Source organism: Vibrio sp. MMH1-50 (genome assembly GCF_022347645.1).
GTDB lineage: Bacteria > Pseudomonadota > Gammaproteobacteria > Enterobacterales > Vibrionaceae > Vibrio > Vibrio harveyi.
This window is the reverse complement of sequence record NZ_JAKRGG010000001.1, coordinates 209,711-228,694: the sequence shown is the minus strand read 5'-3', so window position 1 is coordinate 228,694 and position 18,984 is coordinate 209,711. Positions and strand designations below refer to the sequence as shown.

General features: G+C 45.5%; 20 protein-coding genes. 10 read left to right on the top strand and 10 right to left on the bottom strand.

What is annotated here, in order from left to right:
- Positions 1 to 47: 47 nt before the first annotated feature.
- The 5 genes from surA to apaH all read left to right on the top strand — a co-directional run bounded on the left by surA (position 48) and on the right by apaH (position 4,400).
- Positions 48 to 1,331 carry a peptidylprolyl isomerase SurA gene (gene surA / locus MHO32_RS01130; RefSeq protein ID WP_005450468.1) on the top strand — a complete coding sequence of 428 codons (1,284 nt, stop codon included), beginning with the start codon at positions 48 to 50 and terminating at the stop codon, positions 1,329 to 1,331.
- The gene (gene pdxA / locus MHO32_RS01125; RefSeq protein ID WP_239210567.1) at positions 1,321 to 2,319 is read left to right on the top strand and encodes a 4-hydroxythreonine-4-phosphate dehydrogenase PdxA; all 999 of its coding nucleotides are present in this window, start codon (positions 1,321 to 1,323) and stop codon (positions 2,317 to 2,319) included. Before surA ends, pdxA begins: the two co-directional genes overlap by 11 nt.
- A complete protein-coding gene (gene rsmA / locus MHO32_RS01120; protein WP_239210527.1) occupies positions 2,316 to 3,125 on the top strand; it encodes a 16S rRNA (adenine(1518)-N(6)/adenine(1519)-N(6))-dimethyltransferase RsmA in 810 nt (269 codons plus the stop codon). Before pdxA ends, rsmA begins: the two co-directional genes overlap by 4 nt.
- Before the next feature lie 75 nt (positions 3,126 to 3,200).
- Positions 3,201 to 3,581 carry a Co2+/Mg2+ efflux protein ApaG gene (apaG, locus tag MHO32_RS01115; RefSeq protein WP_005450471.1) on the top strand — a complete coding sequence of 127 codons (381 nt, stop codon included), beginning with the start codon at positions 3,201 to 3,203 and terminating at the stop codon, positions 3,579 to 3,581.
- Between the two features lie 12 nt (positions 3,582 to 3,593).
- Complete coding sequence (apaH, locus tag MHO32_RS01110) at positions 3,594 to 4,400, top strand: bis(5'-nucleosyl)-tetraphosphatase (symmetrical) ApaH (RefSeq protein WP_005450472.1); 807 nt, start codon at positions 3,594 to 3,596, stop codon at positions 4,398 to 4,400.
- A 67-nt stretch (positions 4,401 to 4,467) separates the two neighbouring features.
- Here apaH and folA read toward each other — a convergent pair whose 3' ends face one another.
- From folA to rplU, 6 genes are all read right to left on the bottom strand, one after another.
- Entirely contained in the window at positions 4,468 to 4,947 is a 480-nt protein-coding gene (folA, locus tag MHO32_RS01105; protein WP_005450473.1) for a type 3 dihydrofolate reductase, read from the bottom strand.
- A gap of 9 nt (positions 4,948 to 4,956) precedes the next feature.
- Positions 4,957 to 5,430, bottom strand: coding sequence for a threonine/serine exporter family protein (locus MHO32_RS01100; RefSeq protein WP_009698851.1), 474 nt, complete (start codon positions 5,428 to 5,430; stop codon positions 4,957 to 4,959).
- A complete protein-coding gene (locus MHO32_RS01095; protein WP_017817252.1) occupies positions 5,430 to 6,230 on the bottom strand; it encodes a threonine/serine exporter family protein in 801 nt (266 codons plus the stop codon). The genes MHO32_RS01100 and MHO32_RS01095 overlap by 1 nt, the downstream gene beginning before the upstream one ends.
- A gap of 303 nt (positions 6,231 to 6,533) precedes the next feature.
- Complete coding sequence (gene cgtA, locus MHO32_RS01090; RefSeq protein ID WP_005450476.1) at positions 6,534 to 7,706, bottom strand: Obg family GTPase CgtA; 1,173 nt, start codon at positions 7,704 to 7,706, stop codon at positions 6,534 to 6,536.
- Between the two features lie 211 nt (positions 7,707 to 7,917).
- Positions 7,918 to 8,175, bottom strand: coding sequence for a 50S ribosomal protein L27 (rpmA, locus tag MHO32_RS01085; protein ID WP_005383095.1), 258 nt, complete (start codon positions 8,173 to 8,175; stop codon positions 7,918 to 7,920).
- Positions 8,176 to 8,195: 20 nt separating this feature from the next.
- A complete protein-coding gene (gene rplU, locus MHO32_RS01080) occupies positions 8,196 to 8,507 on the bottom strand; it encodes a 50S ribosomal protein L21 (RefSeq protein WP_000271393.1) in 312 nt (103 codons plus the stop codon).
- 257 nt (positions 8,508 to 8,764) lie between these two features.
- Between rplU and ispB the strand changes: the two genes are divergently transcribed.
- A complete protein-coding gene (gene ispB / locus MHO32_RS01075) occupies positions 8,765 to 9,736 on the top strand; it encodes an octaprenyl diphosphate synthase (protein WP_005450493.1) in 972 nt (323 codons plus the stop codon).
- Positions 9,737 to 9,811: 75 nt separating this feature from the next.
- Here the strand turns inward: ispB and MHO32_RS01070 are convergent, their stop codons facing one another.
- Positions 9,812 to 10,003 carry a hypothetical protein gene (locus MHO32_RS01070; protein WP_005430528.1) on the bottom strand — a complete coding sequence of 64 codons (192 nt, stop codon included), beginning with the start codon at positions 10,001 to 10,003 and terminating at the stop codon, positions 9,812 to 9,814.
- 133 nt (positions 10,004 to 10,136) lie between these two features.
- Positions 10,137 to 11,072, bottom strand: a complete 936-nt coding sequence (gene mdh / locus MHO32_RS01065; protein ID WP_005450494.1) for a malate dehydrogenase — start codon at positions 11,070 to 11,072, stop codon at positions 10,137 to 10,139.
- A gap of 358 nt (positions 11,073 to 11,430) precedes the next feature.
- Here mdh and argR point away from each other — a divergent pair, with 358 nt between their 5' ends.
- The 4 genes from argR to MHO32_RS01045 all read left to right on the top strand — a co-directional run bounded on the left by argR (position 11,431) and on the right by MHO32_RS01045 (position 16,622).
- Complete coding sequence (gene argR / locus MHO32_RS01060) at positions 11,431 to 11,901, top strand: transcriptional regulator ArgR (protein ID WP_005430583.1); 471 nt, start codon at positions 11,431 to 11,433, stop codon at positions 11,899 to 11,901.
- A 384-nt stretch (positions 11,902 to 12,285) separates the two neighbouring features.
- The gene (locus MHO32_RS01055; protein ID WP_009698854.1) at positions 12,286 to 13,254 is read left to right on the top strand and encodes a TAXI family TRAP transporter solute-binding subunit; all 969 of its coding nucleotides are present in this window, start codon (positions 12,286 to 12,288) and stop codon (positions 13,252 to 13,254) included.
- 306 nt (positions 13,255 to 13,560) lie between these two features.
- On the top strand, positions 13,561 to 16,140 hold the full coding sequence (locus MHO32_RS01050; protein WP_005450496.1) for a TRAP transporter permease: 2,580 nt from the start codon (positions 13,561 to 13,563) through the stop codon (positions 16,138 to 16,140).
- Between the two features lie 44 nt (positions 16,141 to 16,184).
- Positions 16,185 to 16,622, top strand: a complete 438-nt coding sequence (locus MHO32_RS01045; protein ID WP_005450497.1) for a universal stress protein — start codon at positions 16,185 to 16,187, stop codon at positions 16,620 to 16,622.
- A gap of 71 nt (positions 16,623 to 16,693) precedes the next feature.
- Here MHO32_RS01045 and thiQ read toward each other — a convergent pair whose 3' ends face one another.
- The gene (gene thiQ / locus MHO32_RS01040; protein ID WP_009698856.1) at positions 16,694 to 17,398 is read right to left on the bottom strand and encodes a thiamine ABC transporter ATP-binding protein; all 705 of its coding nucleotides are present in this window, start codon (positions 17,396 to 17,398) and stop codon (positions 16,694 to 16,696) included.
- Positions 17,398 to 18,984, bottom strand: coding sequence for a thiamine/thiamine pyrophosphate ABC transporter permease ThiP (gene thiP, locus MHO32_RS01035; RefSeq protein WP_080971526.1), 1,587 nt, complete (start codon positions 18,982 to 18,984; stop codon positions 17,398 to 17,400). The genes thiQ and thiP overlap by 1 nt, the downstream gene beginning before the upstream one ends.

Below are 18,984 nucleotides of genomic sequence, written 5' to 3'. Positions count from 1 at the left end.
TTAAACAATAGCAAGACGCTTAATCTATATTACTGACGGAATTTTTAATGAAAATTTGGAAATCACTCTTATTCACCGCGCTACTTTCTTGTGGTGTAACCGCTGCGCCAGTAGAGCTTGATAAGGTTGCGGTTATCGTTAACGACGGCGTAATTCTTCAAAGTGACATCGATACTGCGATGAAGACGCTTCAGGCAAATGCTCGTCAAAATGGCAAGAGCCTACCTTCAGCAAGCGTGCTGAAAGACCAAGTGGTAGAAAAACTGATCATCGACACACTACAAGGACAGGAAGCTGATCGTATTGGCGTCCGTATCGATGACAACCGTCTAAACCAAGCAATTGCGGAAATTGCTCGTAATAACAAGCAGACCGTAGAGCAACTTGCAGCATCTGTTCAAGCTGAAGGTCTAAGCTACCCAGAGTTTCGTGAACAGATCCGTAAAGAAATTGCGGCTTCTGAAGCTCGCAATGCGCTAGTGCGTCGTCGTATCAATATTCTTCCTGCTGAAGTAGATAGCCTTGCCGACCAACTGGCAAAAGAAACCAATGCAACCGTTCAGTACAAAATTGGTCATATTCAACTTCGCTTCTCTGATGATAAAGACAAGTCAGAAGTAGAAGCCGAAGCAAAAGCCTTGGTTAAGAAACTAAAAGACGGTGCTGACTTCTCGGAAATGGCATACACCTATTCAAAAGGTCCAAAAGCCCTACAAGGTGGTGATTGGGGTTGGATGCGTAAAGAAGAAATGCCGACCATCTTTGCAGACCAGATCAAGATGCAAAACAAAGGTAGCATCATTGGTCCATTCCGCAGCGGCGTAGGTTTCCACATTCTAAAAATTGAAGATGTAAAAGGTCTTGAAACCGTAGCAGTAACAGAAGTGAATGCTCGCCATATCCTAATCAAACCGACGGTAATCCTAAGTGATGATGGTGCGAAGAAAGAGCTAAACGACTTTATTCGTCGTATCAAGGCAGGCGAAGCGACCTTTGCTCAGTTGGCGACACAATACAGCCAAGATCCTGGTTCAGCAGCGCAAAATGGTGAGCTAGGTTACCAAACTCCTGACCTATACGTGCCAGAATTTAAACACCAAGTAGAAACACTACCGATCGGCTCAATCAGTGAACCATTTAAAACGGTACACGGTTGGCACATTGTTGAAGTTCTAGACCGTCGCCAGGTAGACCGCACGGATTCAGCGATGAAGAACAAAGCATACCGAATTCTATTTAACCGTAAGTTTAATGAAGAAGCTGGCGCATGGATGCAAGAGCTACGCGCAAGCGCATTCGTTGAAATCGTGGATGATAATGATGGCAACTAATTCGATTCGCAGAATCGTCGTAACCGCAGGGGAACCTGCGGGTATCGGTCCCGATTTGGTGCTCGCCTTGTCTAAGGAAAACTGGGCACACCAAATCGTCGTCTGCGCAGACAAAAACATGCTGTTGGAACGTGCCGCACTACTCGGCATTGATGTTCAACTGACTGATTACAATCCAGAAGAAGCACCCAAAGCCCAAAAAGCGGGTACCTTGATCGTTGACCATATCGAAATGGCAGAGAATGTCATCGCTGGTCAACTCAATGAAGCTAACGGTCACTACGTATTAAAAACACTAGAAAGAGCCGCTTTGGGCTGTATGAATGATGAATTTGATGCTATTGTCACCGGCCCTGTACATAAGGGGGTGATCAATCGCTCAGGCGTTGCTTTCAGTGGTCATACTGAATTCTTCGCCGAGAAGTCCAACACACCGTTGGTCGTGATGATGCTGGCAACTGAAGGACTGAGAGTAGCACTTGTCACTACGCACATTCCTTTGGCTTACGTATCAAAAGCCGTCACGGAAGAGCGATTAGAAAAAATCATCGATATTCTTCATAAAGATCTTGTAGAAAAATTTGCCATCTCGCAGCCAAACATCTATGTTTGCGGGTTAAATCCACATGCGGGAGAAGATGGCTGTTTGGGTCGCGAAGAGATCGAGACCATCACTCCGACATTGGAAAAGATTCGACAAGAAAAAGGAATCAATCTGATCGGTCCATTACCGGCAGATACTATTTTCAATGAAAAGTATTTAAACGATGCTGATGCTGTTTTAGGCATGTACCACGACCAAGTGTTGCCAGTATTAAAGTACAAAGGCTTTGGTCGTTCAGTAAACATTACTCTTGGTCTACCTTTTATTAGAACCTCGGTGGATCACGGTACTGCATTAGAACTGGCAGGGACAGGTCAAGCGGATACAGGGAGCTTCCGAACAGCGCTCACGCATGCGATAGAATTGGTAGAGAAGAAACAATGAGAAATGATGTCCATTTAGGACACAAAGCGCGTAAACGTTTTGGTCAAAACTTCCTGAACGATCCGTACATTATTGACGGTATCGTATCAGCAATTAACCCAAGACCAGGTCAAAACCTGGTTGAGATCGGCCCGGGTCTAGGTGCAATCACCGAACCTGTTGGTCGCGAAGTCGACAAGTTCACGGTGATCGAATTGGACCGTGACCTAGCAGAACGTCTACGCAACCATCCTGAATTGGCAGATAAGCTTACTATCCATGAAGGCGACGCGATGCGTTTCGACTTCACTCAACTGGTGAAGCCAAACAACAAGCTGCGTATCTTTGGTAACTTGCCATACAACATCTCTACACCATTGATGTTCCACCTATTTGAATTCCATAAAGACATTCAAGATATGCACTTTATGCTTCAAAAAGAAGTAGTAAACCGCTTGGCAGCAGGTCCGGGTAGCAAGGCTTATGGTCGTCTAACGGTCATGGCGCAGTACTACTGTAAAGTAGTACCAGTGCTAGAAGTGCCACCAACCGCTTTTGTTCCGCCACCGAAAGTAGACTCAGCTGTTGTTCGTCTAGTACCTTACGAAGAACTTCCATGCCCAGCTAAAGATCTACGTTTGCTGGAGCGAGTATGTCGTGAAGGCTTTAACCAACGCCGTAAAACAGTACGTAACTGTTATAAATCTCTGCTCAGTACAGAGGTGTTGGAAGAGCTTGATATCAACCCAGGCATGCGTCCAGAAAACTTGACGCTACAACAATTCGTCGCCATGGCGAACTGGCTCGCGGATAACCCGCAGCACTAAGAACTCAAACGATAAGCCAAACCCTTGCCGGTTTGGCTTATTATTATTGGGATATTACGTTTCTGAGGAGTGCACATGGACGTCATTCAACCTTGCATTAAGATTCAAGTTCATACCAAATACATCGAAGAACAGTCCAATCCAGAGCTACAACGCTATGTGTTCGCTTACGTCATCACAATAAAAAACCTCAGCCAACAAACGGTACAATTAGTCAGTCGTCGCTGGTTGATTACCGACTCCAACGGTAAACAAATGACGGTAGAGGGAGAAGGTGTCGTTGGTCAACAACCCTTTATCGCAGGTAATGACGAGTATACTTACAGCAGTGGCACTGCGTTAGAAACACCAGTTGGTGTCATGCAGGGACACTACATGTTACTGGATGAAAAAGGACAGGAATTCATCACTGAGATTGATCCATTCCGCTTGGCTGTTCCTAACGTCTTAAATTAATCAGGAGACTCTGTGGCTAACTACATTGTTGGAGACATCCAAGGCTGTTTTGACGAGCTTCAACAGCTATTAGAGCAAGTTAATTTTTCTGTAGAACATGACCAACTTTGGTTAGCTGGCGACCTTGTCGCTCGAGGTCCTAAATCATTAGAAACACTGCGCTTTGTTCGTTCTCTTGGTGACAGTGCTAAAGTCGTGCTCGGTAATCATGACCTGCACCTTATGGCGGTCTCGCAAGGACTCAAAAAGGTCAAAGATAAAGACAAAACCGCACCCATATTCTCTGCCCCAGACAAAGACGAATTACTGACTTGGCTCGCTCAACAACCACTACTTGCAGAACACGATGAGTTTGTAATGTGCCATGCCGGTATCTCTCCGCTATGGGATCTTGAAACCGCCAGAGCCTGTGCCCGTGAAGTGGAAGCGATCATTCGAAGTGAACAATTACCTTGGCTGCTAGAAAACATGTACAGCAACCAACCTGATCTTTGGGATGAATCCCTATCGGGACTTGATCGCTATCGCTATACCATCAATGCCTTTACCCGTATGCGTTTCTGCTTTCCTGACGGGCGACTGGATATGGATTGTAAATTGCCACCGCAAGAAGTATCAGAGGATGAACTGGTGCCGTGGTTTAAGTTACCGCAAAGAATCCCTCTAGAAAAAGCGGTACTTTTTGGGCATTGGGCGGCACTGCAAGGTCATATCGATGAAAGCATTATTGGACTTGATACGGGCTGCGTTTGGGGTGGCTCACTAACTATGATTCGTTGGGAAGACAAACAAGTCTTCATTCAAGAAGCTCTCAGTTAACGGCTCTGATTGCCGGACTAGAAAACAAAAAGCACCGCGTTTGCGGTGCTTTTCTCATTCTATCCGATTACTTTTCAAGGACAGTAAAACGCATGTTGTAAGCATTTTTCTCATCTGCTTGGTATGCCTCAGAGTACGTTTCTTTAAACTCAATACCCCAATCAGGGAACTGAGTATCGCCCTCAATTTCAGCTTCGATATGAGTCACATACAACTTGGTTGCCATTGGCAGACAAGCTGCGTAAATCGCACCACCACCAATGATCATCACCTCTTCCACCTCACCCGCAACGTCTAACGCTTGCTCAATCGATGTGACAGTTGTTACACCTTCAATACAAAGTGACTCATCACGACTGATGACAATGTTCAAACGACCAGGTAGAGGACGCCCGATCGATTCATAGGTCTTACGTCCCATCACAACAGGCTTGCCCATAGTGCAGCGCTTAAACCATGCAAAATCTGCAGGAAGATGCCAAGGCATCTGGTTGTCTTTACCGATGATTCGATTGTCTGCCATCGCGGCAATCATGCTGATGATCATATTGGGTCCTTATACTATGGGTCTGCGGCGATAGAATAACAGCCCCGGAACCGCCAAGCCAACCGCTAAGCCTGCAATAATAAACATCGCCTTAAGAAAGTTTTCCATGCACGTCGCAATGAGTTCAGGCGAATAACCTAAGTGGTTTATCTCAACCATGGCTATCATGGCTTTATAAGCGAATACCCCTGGAACCATAGGGATTAAAGCAGCCACAGTGAATACTTTTGGATGAGCCAGAAAGCGATGGGACCAGTGAACACCTATCAAGCCCACTAAAGTCGCCGCGAAAAAGGTCGCCCACTCAATTGGCAAGCCAAAGTGCATCATTAGATAACGGCTACCATGACCGATCGCACCACCTGCCGCACAGTACTTAAGTGCCTTTTGTGGCACGTTAAAGACCATAGCAAAACCAACCGCAGGAATAGCGGCAAAGAACATGTCGTTTAAAAGCCCTAAAATAAGCTCAAATACACTCATTAGCTCATCCATCCCCAAATACCGGTTACTTCCATAGCAGCAACAATACCAAGACAAGTAGCTAGAGTGAGCAAACTCGCCATAGTGAAACGTGCAATGCCCATGTTGATATGACCTTTCAACATATCGGCAACCGAGTTAATCAATGGAAAGCCTGGAACCAGCATTAATACGGAAGACGCCATGGCAACAGTCGGCAAGTTACCAATTTCGAAGATAACCGCTTGAGCTGAAATCAACGTCGTAACAAAGGCCGTAACAGCAAAATTGAGAAGGGGATTAAAGTGTCGATGACCAATTTCTTGTCGCACGATCATACCGCCAGCAGAAGCAAGAAAAGTCATGACAAACACCCCTAAATCACCTCCAGCCAAATGACTGAATGCCGCACAGGAAAGCCCTATCATAAATACAACTAACCAACGGTTATAGCGCTCAGGACTGATACTATTGAGCTTCTTCTGCGCCATTTTCACATCAAGTAAGCCACGCTCCATCATGATACAAATGCGTTGGATCTGAGTTATCACACGCATATTAATGCCACGATCCGCACAGCTTCTTGTGGTGGTGATGCAGTGATCGTCCTTTACGGTCGTCACCACTAAAGCATTGGCTGATAATGCCACCGCAACGTCACTCACACCGCATGCAATGCCAATGCGCTGCATAATGTCACTAACCAGCGTACTTTCTGCCCCATGGGCTAATAACATTTGCCCTGCTTGGGCAACAAGCCGAGAGATGGCTCTTTGATTGGATGCCGTCGTAGTACAAGACGGTATAGCTTCCAGTGTCATAAATACTTCCTAAGTCCATTTATACCCAAGTAACCTCAAGACGTTTGGTTCAGCAAGAATGTCTTGGGTTGTAGACGCACAGCGATTTAAGGATTTAGTGAACCTAAATTAAAAATCGACAACAAAGTGCACAAGCCAAGACAACTCGCCCTTTGTAAGCGTGTCATCGACTCGCTCTGACTCCTTCGCCTTGAAGTCACTTGGGTATAATTTATTATTGTGCCGTAAATCACATCTACTAAACATGATTTAGATACAAAAAAAGCCGCAATACACATTGCGGCTTAGTGAATTAGCTAGCGATTAGTCGCGGACGTAAACAACGTGACCGTCGTCTTCTTCATCGTCCCAGTCATCCCAATCGTCGTCGTCTTCAGTAACAACGTCTTTACCAGCGATCGCGTCTTTATGGTAGTCATCCCACATGAAGTTAACTTTATCTTCTTCAGCAACTTCTTCCTCTTCGCGAGGTAGGTTTTCCATAAAGTCAGCTAACTTGTAGCAAAGCTCTTTTGTGCCGTTACGGTTGATCGCCGAGATCTTAAAGTACTCGTCTTCCCAACCTAGCGCATCCAAGATCTCTTGGATCTTTTCATTCGCTTCTTCTTCAGGCATCAGATCCGTTTTGTTGAAAACTAACCAACGAGGTTTGCCTGCTAGTTTTTCACTGTACTGCTCTAACTCATCAATGATAGTTAGGGCATTTTGGATTGGATCTGACTGATCGATTGGCATGATATCGATCATGTGCAGCAACACACGACAACGTTCTAGGTGCTTAAGGAAGCGAATACCTAGACCAGCACCGTCAGCTGCGCCTTCAATTAGACCTGGAATGTCTGCAACAACAAAGCTTTTCTCAGGTACGACACTCACTACACCCAAGCTTGGGATTAACGTAGTAAATGGGTAATCAGCTACTTTTGGTTTTGCTGCTGATACTGCGCGGATAAAGGTTGATTTACCTGCATTAGGCAGACCAAGCATACCAACATCAGCCAATAGCAATAGTTCTAAACGGATCTCACGGATTTCACCTTTAGTACCCAGCGTTCTCTGACGAGGTGCGCGGTTTACTGAAGATTTGAAACGCGTGTTACCAAGACCGTGCCAGCCGCCTTTAGCGACCATCACTTTCTTACCGTGTTCTGCTACTTCGGCAACGATTTCGTTAGTGTGGATATCAACTGCGCGAGTACCTACTGGCACGCGAAGTGTGATGTCTTTACCACGTTTACCAGTACAGTTACCGCCGCGACCGTTTTCACCGCGTTCTGCTTCGTAAAAGCGTTGGAAACGGTAATCGATCAGGGTATTTAGGTTTTCATCGGCTTGGATGTATACATCACCACCATCACCACCGTCGCCACCATCAGGGCCACCTTTAGTGATGAATTTTTCACGCCAGAAACTTACAACGCCGCTACCGCCGTCACCAGCCTGAACTTTTACTACCGCTTCATCTACGAACTTCATCTTTTACTCCGACTACTTCGTGCGTGGATTAAATCTGATTTGCCATCAAACAATTTTAGCAGATGACAGATCTAAGCTCCCAGATTCCAACCGCGATGGGCTAAAACGAGAAACTTGAATATGCCGACTGCTACAAATAAAAAACCCCGCCGAATCGGCAGGGCTTTTGAATTCAGCTATAAAGCTTTAGTAATTAACCTAAAAGGTAAAATTACTCAGCTTCGATGCTTACAAACTTACGGTTCTTAGGACCTTTAACCTCGAACTTCACCTTACCTTCAGTAAGAGCGAATAGAGTGTGGTCTTTACCGATACCTACGTTGTTACCAGCGTGGAACTTAGTACCACGTTGACGAACGATAATGTTACCTGCAAGAACAGATTCACCACCGAAACGCTTAACACCTAGACGTTTGCTTTCTGAATCGCGGCCGTTACGAGTAGAACCACCAGCTTTTTTGTGTGCCATTGTTAAACTCTCCTAATAGATTAAGCGTTGATACCAGTGATCTTCACTTCAGTGAACCACTGACGGTGACCCTGTTGCTTACGAGAGTGCTTACGACGACGGAACTTAACGATTTTAACTTTATCGCCACGACCGTGTTGTACAACTTCAGCAACAACTTTGCCGCCCTCTACAAGAGGAGCACCAACTTTGATGTCTTCGCCGTTAGCAACAAGAAGAACTTTATCAAATTCTACAGTTGCACCAGTTTCAACGTCTAATTTCTCTAAACGAAGAGTTTGACCTTCGCTTACACGGTGTTGTTTACCACCAGATTGGAAAACAGCGTACATATTTTACTCCGCTTTTTCCGCACAGCCTTTTCATGAGGGTGTGCGCTAAACTAATCATCAATAGGGCGCAGATTCTACAGAAGAGATGCCCCTATGACAAGCCATATTTTGAAAAAATTGGCGAAAAGCTAATCGCCAAAGAAAAGTGCGGCAATCATGCCCTTTAGTAATGTATTAATCAACGTTTTTTAGTGTATTATTCGACAATTATATAAATCGAATAAGCCTTGCAGGGTCTAACTTCAGCCGGATATACGATGGATTTTAAAACTATCCAAGCGCTTACTGCCGATGACATGGCAAAAGTGAATGAAACAATTCAAGCCCAACTAAATTCTGATGTCTCTTTAATCAACCAACTCGGTTTCTATATCGTGAGTGGTGGAGGCAAACGCCTGAGACCACTTCTGGCGATATTGTCAGCTCGTGCTCTTGGTTACCAAGGTAACGGTCATACCATGGCTGCGGCGTTTATCGAGTTCATCCATACTGCGACTCTGTTGCACGATGATGTAGTTGATGAATCTGACATGCGCCGTGGTAAAGCGACAGCGAATGCTGCGTTTGGTAATGCCGCGAGCGTGTTAGTTGGGGACTTTATTTATACTCGCTCATTTCAAATGATGACTGAGCTAGGATCAATGAAGATCCTTAAACTGATGAGTGATGCAGTTAATGTGATCGCAGAAGGTGAGGTTCAGCAGTTAATGAACTGTAATGATCCTGACACGACTGAAGAAAGCTATATGCAGGTCATCTACTCAAAAACTGCGCGTCTGTTTGAATCAGCAACGCAGATTGGTGCCATCTTAAATGACGCACCAGAAGAAGTAGAAGTGGCATTGCAAAACTACGGCAAATACCTTGGCACCGCATTCCAACTGATCGATGACGTGATGGACTATACGTCAGACGGTGAGGATATGGGTAAGAATGTTGGTGACGATTTGGCTGAAGGCAAACCAACGCTTCCTCTATTGCATGCGATGCGCAATACCACGCCAGATAACGCAGCGATGATTCGTGAAGCTATCGAGAAAGCTAACGGTATGGATCGACTAGAAGATATCTTAACGGTTATGCAGCAAGCTGGTTCTCTTGAGTACACAACACAAAAAGCGTTAGAAGAAGCCGATAAAGCCATTGCTGAGTTGGCGGTGCTGCCTGAATCCGACTATAAGCAAGCACTAATTACACTCGCTCATATGTCTGTGAAGCGCACTAGCTAACAAAAAAGAAAGACCCAAAAGTAAAAAGGAAGAGCCATGCTCTTCCTTTTTGTTATCTTTTACTGGTAACAGACCTTAGTAATATTGATCGCAGTTACCATGCAACTGTGGGTTGTCTTCTATTTCATCAAAGCTTACCGCAAGCTGCTCTTCTGACCCCTGCTTCGCCAATAGAACGGTTTCAGCTTCTTGATCAACGACCAAGATGGTTCCAACACCTTGCTGACACTCTACAACCATACCTTTACGGATTCGACTCGCTTCCATCATCTTCTCCTTCACAAAGTTGTTTGGTTCTGACTCTGGTACGGCAAGCCAAAAGAAAGGATCAAAAAAGCCGATCCTAAGATCGGCTTTCTTTGCTATTTGTCTTGTTTACATGCTTTGCATGTAGAGACGCTTATTTTGCGAATTCAACACCAATGTTGATATCACCATTTAGCGTTTCTAGCATGCCATCAAGTGCCGACTTCTCGTAGTCGCTTAATGCGCCGTAGCTTAGAACTTCTTCTACGCCATCTTTACCTAGCTTCACAGGTTGCGCGAAGTAAGGAGCATGCTCGCTATCGCCTTCAACATATGCACACTCGATCACGCCTTCTTCACCTTGAAGAGCACGAACTAGCGCTAGACCAAAGCGACATGCCGCCTGACCCATAGATAGAGTTGCACTACCGCCACCCGCTTTTGCTTCTACAACTTCTGTACCTGCGTTTTGGATACGCTTCGTCAGAGCTTCTACTTCTTCAGCCGTGAACTCAACACCTTCAACTTGAGAAAGTAGAGGAAGAATCGTTACGCCAGAGTGGCCACCGATAACAGGCACGCGGATATCACCTGGATCTTTGTCTTTTAGCTCAGCAACGAATGTTTCTGAACGGATAACATCTAGCGTCGTTACACCAAACAGCTTGCGCTTGTCGTAAACGCCTGCTTTTTTCAACACTTCAGCAGCAATTGGCACCGTTGTGTTCACTGGGTTAGTGATGATACCTACACATGCTGTTGGACATACAACGGCAATCTTCTCTGCTAGCGATTTAACGATGCCAGCATTTACGTTAAACAGATCCGCGCGATCCATACCAGGCTTACGAGCCACACCAGCTGAGATTAGCACCACGTCCGCACCTTCAAGTGCAGGCGTTGGATCTTCACCAGCGTAACCTTTGATAGAAACTGGGGTTGGAATGTGGCTAAGATCAGCAGCCACACCAGGAGTTACTGGAGCAATATCATATAGGGCTAAATCAGAACCTGCAGGAAGACGGTTCTTAAGTAGAAGGGCCAGTGCTTGACCGATGCCGCCAGCGGCACCAATAACGGCTACTTTCATGTAGTTCTCCTTGAGAGTATTTCTCTTATAAACGTATTCGTAGGGTATTTTGTAACCAGCTGAAATAAAGCTATCGGAATCACAACTTGATTACAATCAATTAACGCCAGCTTTGCGACCTCGCGCAACTCACTGTTACCGTGCTACAAACAAAGGTCTGATTATTCTTTTATTCTGTTGAAATGACAAGAAATTCAACACAATAAATAGGTCAACAATTTCATACTTAAAGAATCCTATCCTGTTTAGGGTTTACAGTGATGGAATTAACATAATGTCGTGACTTTTTGGCACTGCATGAATATCTATGCGAGAATATGCAAAATTGCTGACCCTTGATAAGAGAATCATAACGACTATGCGCAATTCAGAAAAACAAGATAACTTAGTTCGCGCTTTTAAAGCCTTATTAAAAGAAGAGAGTTTTGGCTCACAGGGCGAAATCGTTGATGCACTAAAACAACAAGGTTTTGAAAGCATCAACCAATCTAAAGTCTCTCGCATGCTAACCAAGTTTGGTGCTGTCCGTACACGCAACGCAAAAATGGAGATGGTTTACTGTCTGCCTGCTGAGCTAGGTGTACCAACAGTGAGCAGCTCTCTACGCGAGTTGGTATTAGATATTGATCATAACGCCGCTTTGGTTGTCATTCATACAGGTCCAGGTGCTGCTCAACTGATCGCACGCTTGCTTGACTCTCTTGGCAAATCTGAGGGTATTCTTGGTGTCGTTGCGGGCGATGACACTATCTTCATTACCCCAACAATGCCAGTATCTACAGAACAACTGTTCAAATCTGTGTGTGAACTTTTCGAATACACAGGCTAAGTAACTGTTTGTGGGCTATGAAATTAATTGAATTTTGTAGCCCATTAAAAATGTAAATTTTTTGATTTTACAGCTTATTTTTCACCCAGCAATTTTGTGATCAACATCACGCTATTGGTTTTTTTAACACCTCTTCTCAAACTCATCATAAGTATTTGTTCTAGAAAGAATTAACTTACAAATTTATCTCCACTCTCAGTCGCAACATTTAGACTTATTCGCTATAACTTTTAACAATCGGATAATTTTCTGCCAATTTTTTGTTATGATTCGCTCGCTTTTTCAAACGATTGGATTGGAAAAGATGCCGTTTCCAAATAGGAAACTCCTGAAGTAATTTATGGTTATTTCCGGGTTAATAATGAATATAAGGAAGGGAAATTCATGGCATTTAACAAACTTCTTAAAGTAGGCGCTATCGCTGCAGCAGTTATGGGCGCAGGCGCAGTTAACGCTCAAGAGTTTATTACTATCGGTACTGGCTCTGTTACAGGTGTTTACTACCCTACTGGTGGTGCTATTTGTAAATTGGTAAACAAAGGTCGTAAAGATCACAACATTCGTTGTTCAGTAGAATCGACTGGCGGCTCAATTTACAACGTCAACACAATCCGTGCTGGCGAGCTAGACTTTGGTATCGTGCAATCGGATTGGCAGTACCACGGCTACAACGGTACGAGCAAGTTTGCTGAACAAGGTCCGTACAAAAAACTACGCGCAATGTTCTCTCTTCACACAGAACCTTTTAACATCATTGCACGTGCAGATTCTGGTATCGAAAACGTTAAAGACCTGAAAGGTAAACGTGTAAACATCGGTAACCCAGGTTCTGGCGACCGCGCAACAATGGGTGTAGTGATGGATGCAATGGGCTGGACTAACGACAGCTTCAAGCTAGCATCAGAGCTTAAAGGCTCAGAGCGTTCACAAGCTCTATGTGACAACAAGATCGACGCGTTCATCTACATGGTTGGTCACCCGAATGGTTCAATCAAAGAAGCAACAACCTCTTGTGACGCGAAACTGATCCCTGCGACAGGCCCAGAGATCGACAAGATCGTTGCTGAAAACCCTTACTACGCGTTTAGCACAGTACCTGCTGGTATGTACCGTGGTACAGACAAAGACGTAAACAGCTTTGGTGTTGCGGCAACAATGGTAACAACATCAGACGTTTCTGATGATGTCGCTTACAACGTGGCAAAAGCGGTGTTTGAAAACTTCGACACATTCAAACGTCTACATCCTGCATTTGCAAACCTGAAGAAAGAAGACATGGTGAAAGCTGGTCTTTCTATCCCTCTTCACCCAGGTGCAGTGAAATACTACAAAGAAGTAGGTCTGCTTAAGTAAGCAACTACTGACTTCAAGCTCAGGCAGAAACGGATCGCTTTCTGCCTGATTGAGTATGCTGGCGGGACAGCCCCATCAGCATACTTTGTTCAATTTGCTTTATGCAATCTGCCGATTTCTTTCGGAAGTCGCGCTCATACCTAAGAAAAAGAAAACGCACCTTTACCACTCTCATCGTTCAATGGGTTTAAGGGTTATCGCGGTTCAATCGAAAGCAAACTTCGCTCTATTCACTACACTGTTATAGCGAAGCGAGGTTCTCGAAACACAAAACAGACAGGACCATCAATAATAAGGAAAAAGTACATGGCGACGAACAACACTCCGTCACAAGATGTGCAAGAGATGGTGGCTCAGGCAGACACAGGTGCGCGTAGCCCAATGGGCTTGCAAGGTCGAATCCTATGGTTCGTACCACTGTGCTGGTCGCTATTTCAATTATGGTATGCCTCTCCGCTACCATTTATTTTTAATTTTGGCGTACTCAATGACACTGAAGCGCGAGCAATTCATTTAACTTTTGCTACTTTTCTCGCTTTCACTGCTTATCCAGCAATGAAAAACTCTCCGCGTGATCATATCCCTTTGATTGACTGGATATTGGCACTAGCGGGCAGTTTTGCGGCAGCTTACATTTATATTTTCTACACTGAGCTTGCCGGCCGTTCAGGCGCACCAACCACTGTCGATATCGTGGTATCAGTCACTGGTATGGCATTGTTGCTTGAAGCAACACGTCGTGCACTTGGTCCCCCTTTGATGGTCGTTGCAGCCGTATTCCTGACTTACACCTTCGCTGGTCCATACATGCCAGATGTTATTGCTCATAAAGGCGCAAGCTTAAACAAAGCGATGTCGCATCTGTGGTTAACAACAGAGGGTGTATTCGGCGTAGCGCTTGGCGTATCAACGTCTTTCGTATTCTTGTTCGTACTGTTTGGTGCCATGCTAGAGCGCGCAGGTGCTGGTGCTTACTTCATCAAAGTTGCTTTCTCACTGCTTGGTCACATGAAAGGTGGTCCAGCGAAAGCCGCAGTGGTTGCATCAGGTCTATCCGGTCTAGTTTCAGGTTCATCCATCGCTAACGTAGTAACAACAGGTACGTTTACGATTCCATTGATGAAGCGAGTTGGCTTCCCTGGAACAAAAGCGGGTGCTGTTGAAGTTGCAGCCTCTACTAACGGTCAGCTCACACCACCTATCATGGGTGCAGCGGCATTCTTGATGGTAGAGTACGTCGGTATCTCTTACGTTGAAGTCATCAAAGCTGCTCTACTTCCAGCACTGATTTCTTACATCGCCTTGATTTACATTGTTCACCTAGAAGCATGTAAAGCTGGCATGACAGGGCTTCCTCGTCGCCACAACCCAACAATGCTACAAAGCCTATTGTCATTTACTGGCACTATTCTCGGTTTGTGCGTTATCAGTGCCTTGGTTTACTACGGTGTGGGTTGGACTAAAGACGTATTTGGCGATGCTGCTACAACCATCGTAACCATCGCGTTATTAATTGCTTACGTCGGTCTGGTGAAGATTTCAGCCAACCACGCCAAAGATGGTGCAATCGAAATTGATGCGGAACTCACTGAGGTCCCAGATCCGGGTCCAACAATTAAATCTGGCTTGCATTTCTTATTGCCTATCGTCGTACTGGTTTGGTGTTTGACCGTTGAACGCTTTTCTCCGGGTCTATCGGCATTCTGGGCAACGGTATTCATGATCTTTATCTTGCTGACGCAACGCCCATTGATCGCATTACTGTCAAAACAAGGTGACTTGGTTGAACAAACTAAAGACGGCTTTGTTGACCTCGCAGAGAGCTTGGTTTCAGGCGCACGTAACATGATCGGTATCGGTGTCGCAACAGCAGCGGCAGGCACTGTAGTTGGTGTGGTCACCCTCACTGGTATTGGCTTGGTGATGACAGACTTCGTCGAGTTCATCTCTGGCGGTAGTGTCATACTCATGCTGCTGTTTACTGCGGTTATCAGTTTGATTCTGGGTATGGGTCTGCCAACAACTGCAAACTACATCGTTGTATCAACACTAATGGCACCGGTTATCGTAACTCTGGGGGCAGCTCATGGCTTGATCATCCCACTGATTGCGGTGCACTTATTCGTGTTCTACTTCGGTATATTGGCTGACGATACCCCTCCAGTAGGTTTGGCTGCATTTGCAGCTGCTGCAATTGCCAAGTCAGATCCGATTCGTACTGGTATTCAAGGCTTTACCTACGATATTCGGACTGCGATCCTGCCATTTATGTTCGTCTTCAACACTCAACTTCTATTGATGGGGATCGACACTTGGTGGCACTTAGCGCTGACCGTAATCTCTTCAATCATTGCCATGTTGATTTTCTCTGCGGCGACGCAAGGTTGGTGGTTCACACGTAACAAATGGTGGGAAACGGTCCTACTATTAGTATTAACGTTCTCTTTCTTCCGCCCTGGTTTCTGGTGGGACATGCTCTACCCAGCGAAAGTTCTTTCCCCAGGTGTTGAGATAGCTCAAATCACAGAAGGGCTAAATGTAGGAGAATCCCTAGAGTTACGTGTCGCTGGTGAAAATTTAGAAGGCGATTACATAGAGAAAACGGTACGTCTTCCGTTCGAAGATAAAGCGGCAACCGCTGAAGAACGTATTTCTTCAATGGGTCTAATGCTGACCGAGAACGACGGCAAAATGATCGTAGACATGGTTGAATTTGGCAGCCCGGCAGAATCTTCTGGTATCGACTTCGATTGGGAGATCAAATGGGTAGTTCAAGACGCCGATCGACCGATGAAAGAGTGGGTATTTATCCCTTGTTTGATGATTTTGCTGGTACTTGCCCTGAACCAAAAACGTCGTGCTCGTAAGGAACAGTTGAGCGCATAACCGATTTGGCCTCGAGGATACGGGGTCTTAATGAGAGACATTGAATGTACAAACAAATTCTTGTTCCGGTTGATCTAAATGACCAAGGCTTTTCTGACCGCGCCGTTGAATTGGCGGTATGGCAGGCGAAGCAAGCCAATGCTGAAGTGCACCTGCTGACAGTATTGCCAGGCATACATATGTCAATGGTCGCGAGTTACTTTCCGAAAGATGCCGCTGCAAAAATGAAGCAAGACGTAAAGCAGCAGCTAAAAGCGTTTGCTGATCAGCATATGGACGACGAAGTGATTTACAAGGTGCATGTTGCGGAAGGTAAAGCTTACGCAACCATCTTAGATTACGCAGAACGTTTAGGTGCAGACCTTATCATTATGCCAAGCCACAAACGTTCGAAGATCAACAAAGTGATGCTGGGCTCTGTAGCGAGTAAAGTAGTAGAGAACTCACCAATCAACGTTATGGTGGTGAAGCCTCAAGGCTAACGCGCTCATTCAAACTCAAAATGAAAGAAAGGGTTGATGCTCGCATCAACCTTTTTTCTGTCTTGGGCTAATTATCTCGCTGCTTTGACAAAAGCCTTCAATGCTTCGCTGCAATGTTGAGCATTGAGTTCGCGAATTTTACCCGACGCTTCTACCTGACCACCAGCAACAAAAGCAAAATGACTCGCAATCGCTCTGGCATCACTCAAATGGTGCGTGACCATCAATACCGTAATGCCGCGTTCAGCAGCCAACTGTTTAACCAGTGTCAGCATCTCTTCACGCAGCACTGGGTCTAGTGCAGAAAAAGGTTCGTCGAGTAACCACATTGGGTGCGGTTGAACAAAACAACGCGCAAGAGCAACACGCTGGCGTTGACCGCCAGAAAGATGTTCAGGTAAACGGTCCAGATACTCAGCAACACCCACTTGCATTGCTGCTTGCTCCACAAGAAGCTTTTGGTCTGTCGTGAGCTTTAACCCCGGATGCAAACCCAAACCGATGTTGTCTCTTACTGAAAGATGAGCGAACAGATTGTGTTCTTGAAACAACATTGAAAACGGACGCAGATACGGCTCTTTACTCACGATAGACTCACCATCAACCAGAATATCGCCTTGGTCTGGATTGATGAAACCAGCCACTAACGCCAATAAAGTCGATTTGCCTGCCCCGCTCGGTCCCATCAGTGAAACGATTTGCCCACGTTGAATGTCTAACTCAAAACGAAACAGTTCACGCTGATAGGTGTACTGTACATCATCCAACACTAGCATTACGCTCTCTCCTTCGTTTTCAATACTTTTTCAATCAAAGCAAAACAACCTACGCTGAGTAACAATAAAGTAACGGATACTACCGCTGCCGCATCCATTTGATAACTGCCCAGTAGTTGGAATAGATACAGCGGTAAAGTTCTAAACTCTTGCCCACCAAACAAGGCAATCGCACTTAAGTCACCAATCGCAAACATAAAGCTGATAGCAAAAGCATGTGCAAATGGCTTGCGCAGTGCTTGCCACTCCACGACTTTAAAACGCTGCCAACCGCGCATACCTAAGCTGGCACACACGTACTGATATTGCTGCTCAATGTGCAACATGGGTTGAGACAAGGTCTTAATGACATAAGGCAATGCCATCAAGCCGTTAACCAAAATAACGACAAAAAACGCTAAGCTGAATACATCGGTAAACGATCGTAGTAACAGGAACAATCCCGTACTGATCACCAATCCCGGCGTTACTAAGATAATGGTTCCGATAAGCTCGATTTGGTCGGCGCGAGTGTTTTTGCACTGCAATCGCCAACGTCGGCTGGTCAGTAAAATCGACACGCCAGCAGCAACAGCAAGAGAGCTAGCGAGAACAGCGACTTTGATTGAATTAAGCAACGCGGACCAAAAACGCTCATCGGTCAATACCGTCCCAACTTGTTGGTTGATCCCACTGAACACCACCATCAAAAGTGGCGGTATTACTAGTAAAAAGGCACCTATGATCCAAAAGCTATCCCAAGCTTTTGACCACCCATGATCCTTCGTTAAATATTGCTGTACTGATGTGCTGCCAGCGCTTACTGATACTGGCTTCGTCAACTTCTGCACGCCAATCGCTAACAAGCCACATAGTAGCATTTGCCACAGTGCCAAAAGTGCCCCTGCCTGCAGATCAAAATCGAACTTAATTGCCTGATAGATGGCAAGCTCAATAGTGGTCGATTTCGGTCCGCCACCCAGCGCCATCACGGTGGCAAAGCTGGTAAAGCAAAGCATGAACACTAAGCCGCTTACGTGTGGTAATTGCTGCCTTAGGCGTGACCATTCTACCCAGCGGAATTTGTCCCAATGGCTCATTCCAAGGTGCGCACACAGTTTATGTTGCTCTGCGGGGATCGACTCTAATGCTTGCAAAAGTAGGCGCGCCGCATAGGGCATATTGAAGAACACATGCGCAAGTAAAATTCCGTTCAGACCATAGATGGAAAACGGCAGCTCAGCGTCGATACTTTTTAGCCATTGAGCCAATAAGCCGCTATTACCGTAAATCGCCAATAAGCCAAATACACCGACCAACACAGGCAGAACTAAGGTAGACGCAAACAACTTTAATAGTAGAGACTTACCATAGAACTCACGTCGAGAAAGCGCGTGCGCCACAGGGATCGCCAAACCGACACTCAAAATCGTAGAGAGGAAAGCTTGGTAGAAGCTGAACTTGGTGACGTGCTGATAGTATGGATCTCCCCACACTATAGACACATCAAGAGAAGGCGCTTGGACAATCAAAGCACCTAGGGCAGAAATAACAAAGGTCGCGATAATCATCGCGACCCCTAACCCTATTTTCGGAACAGAATTCAA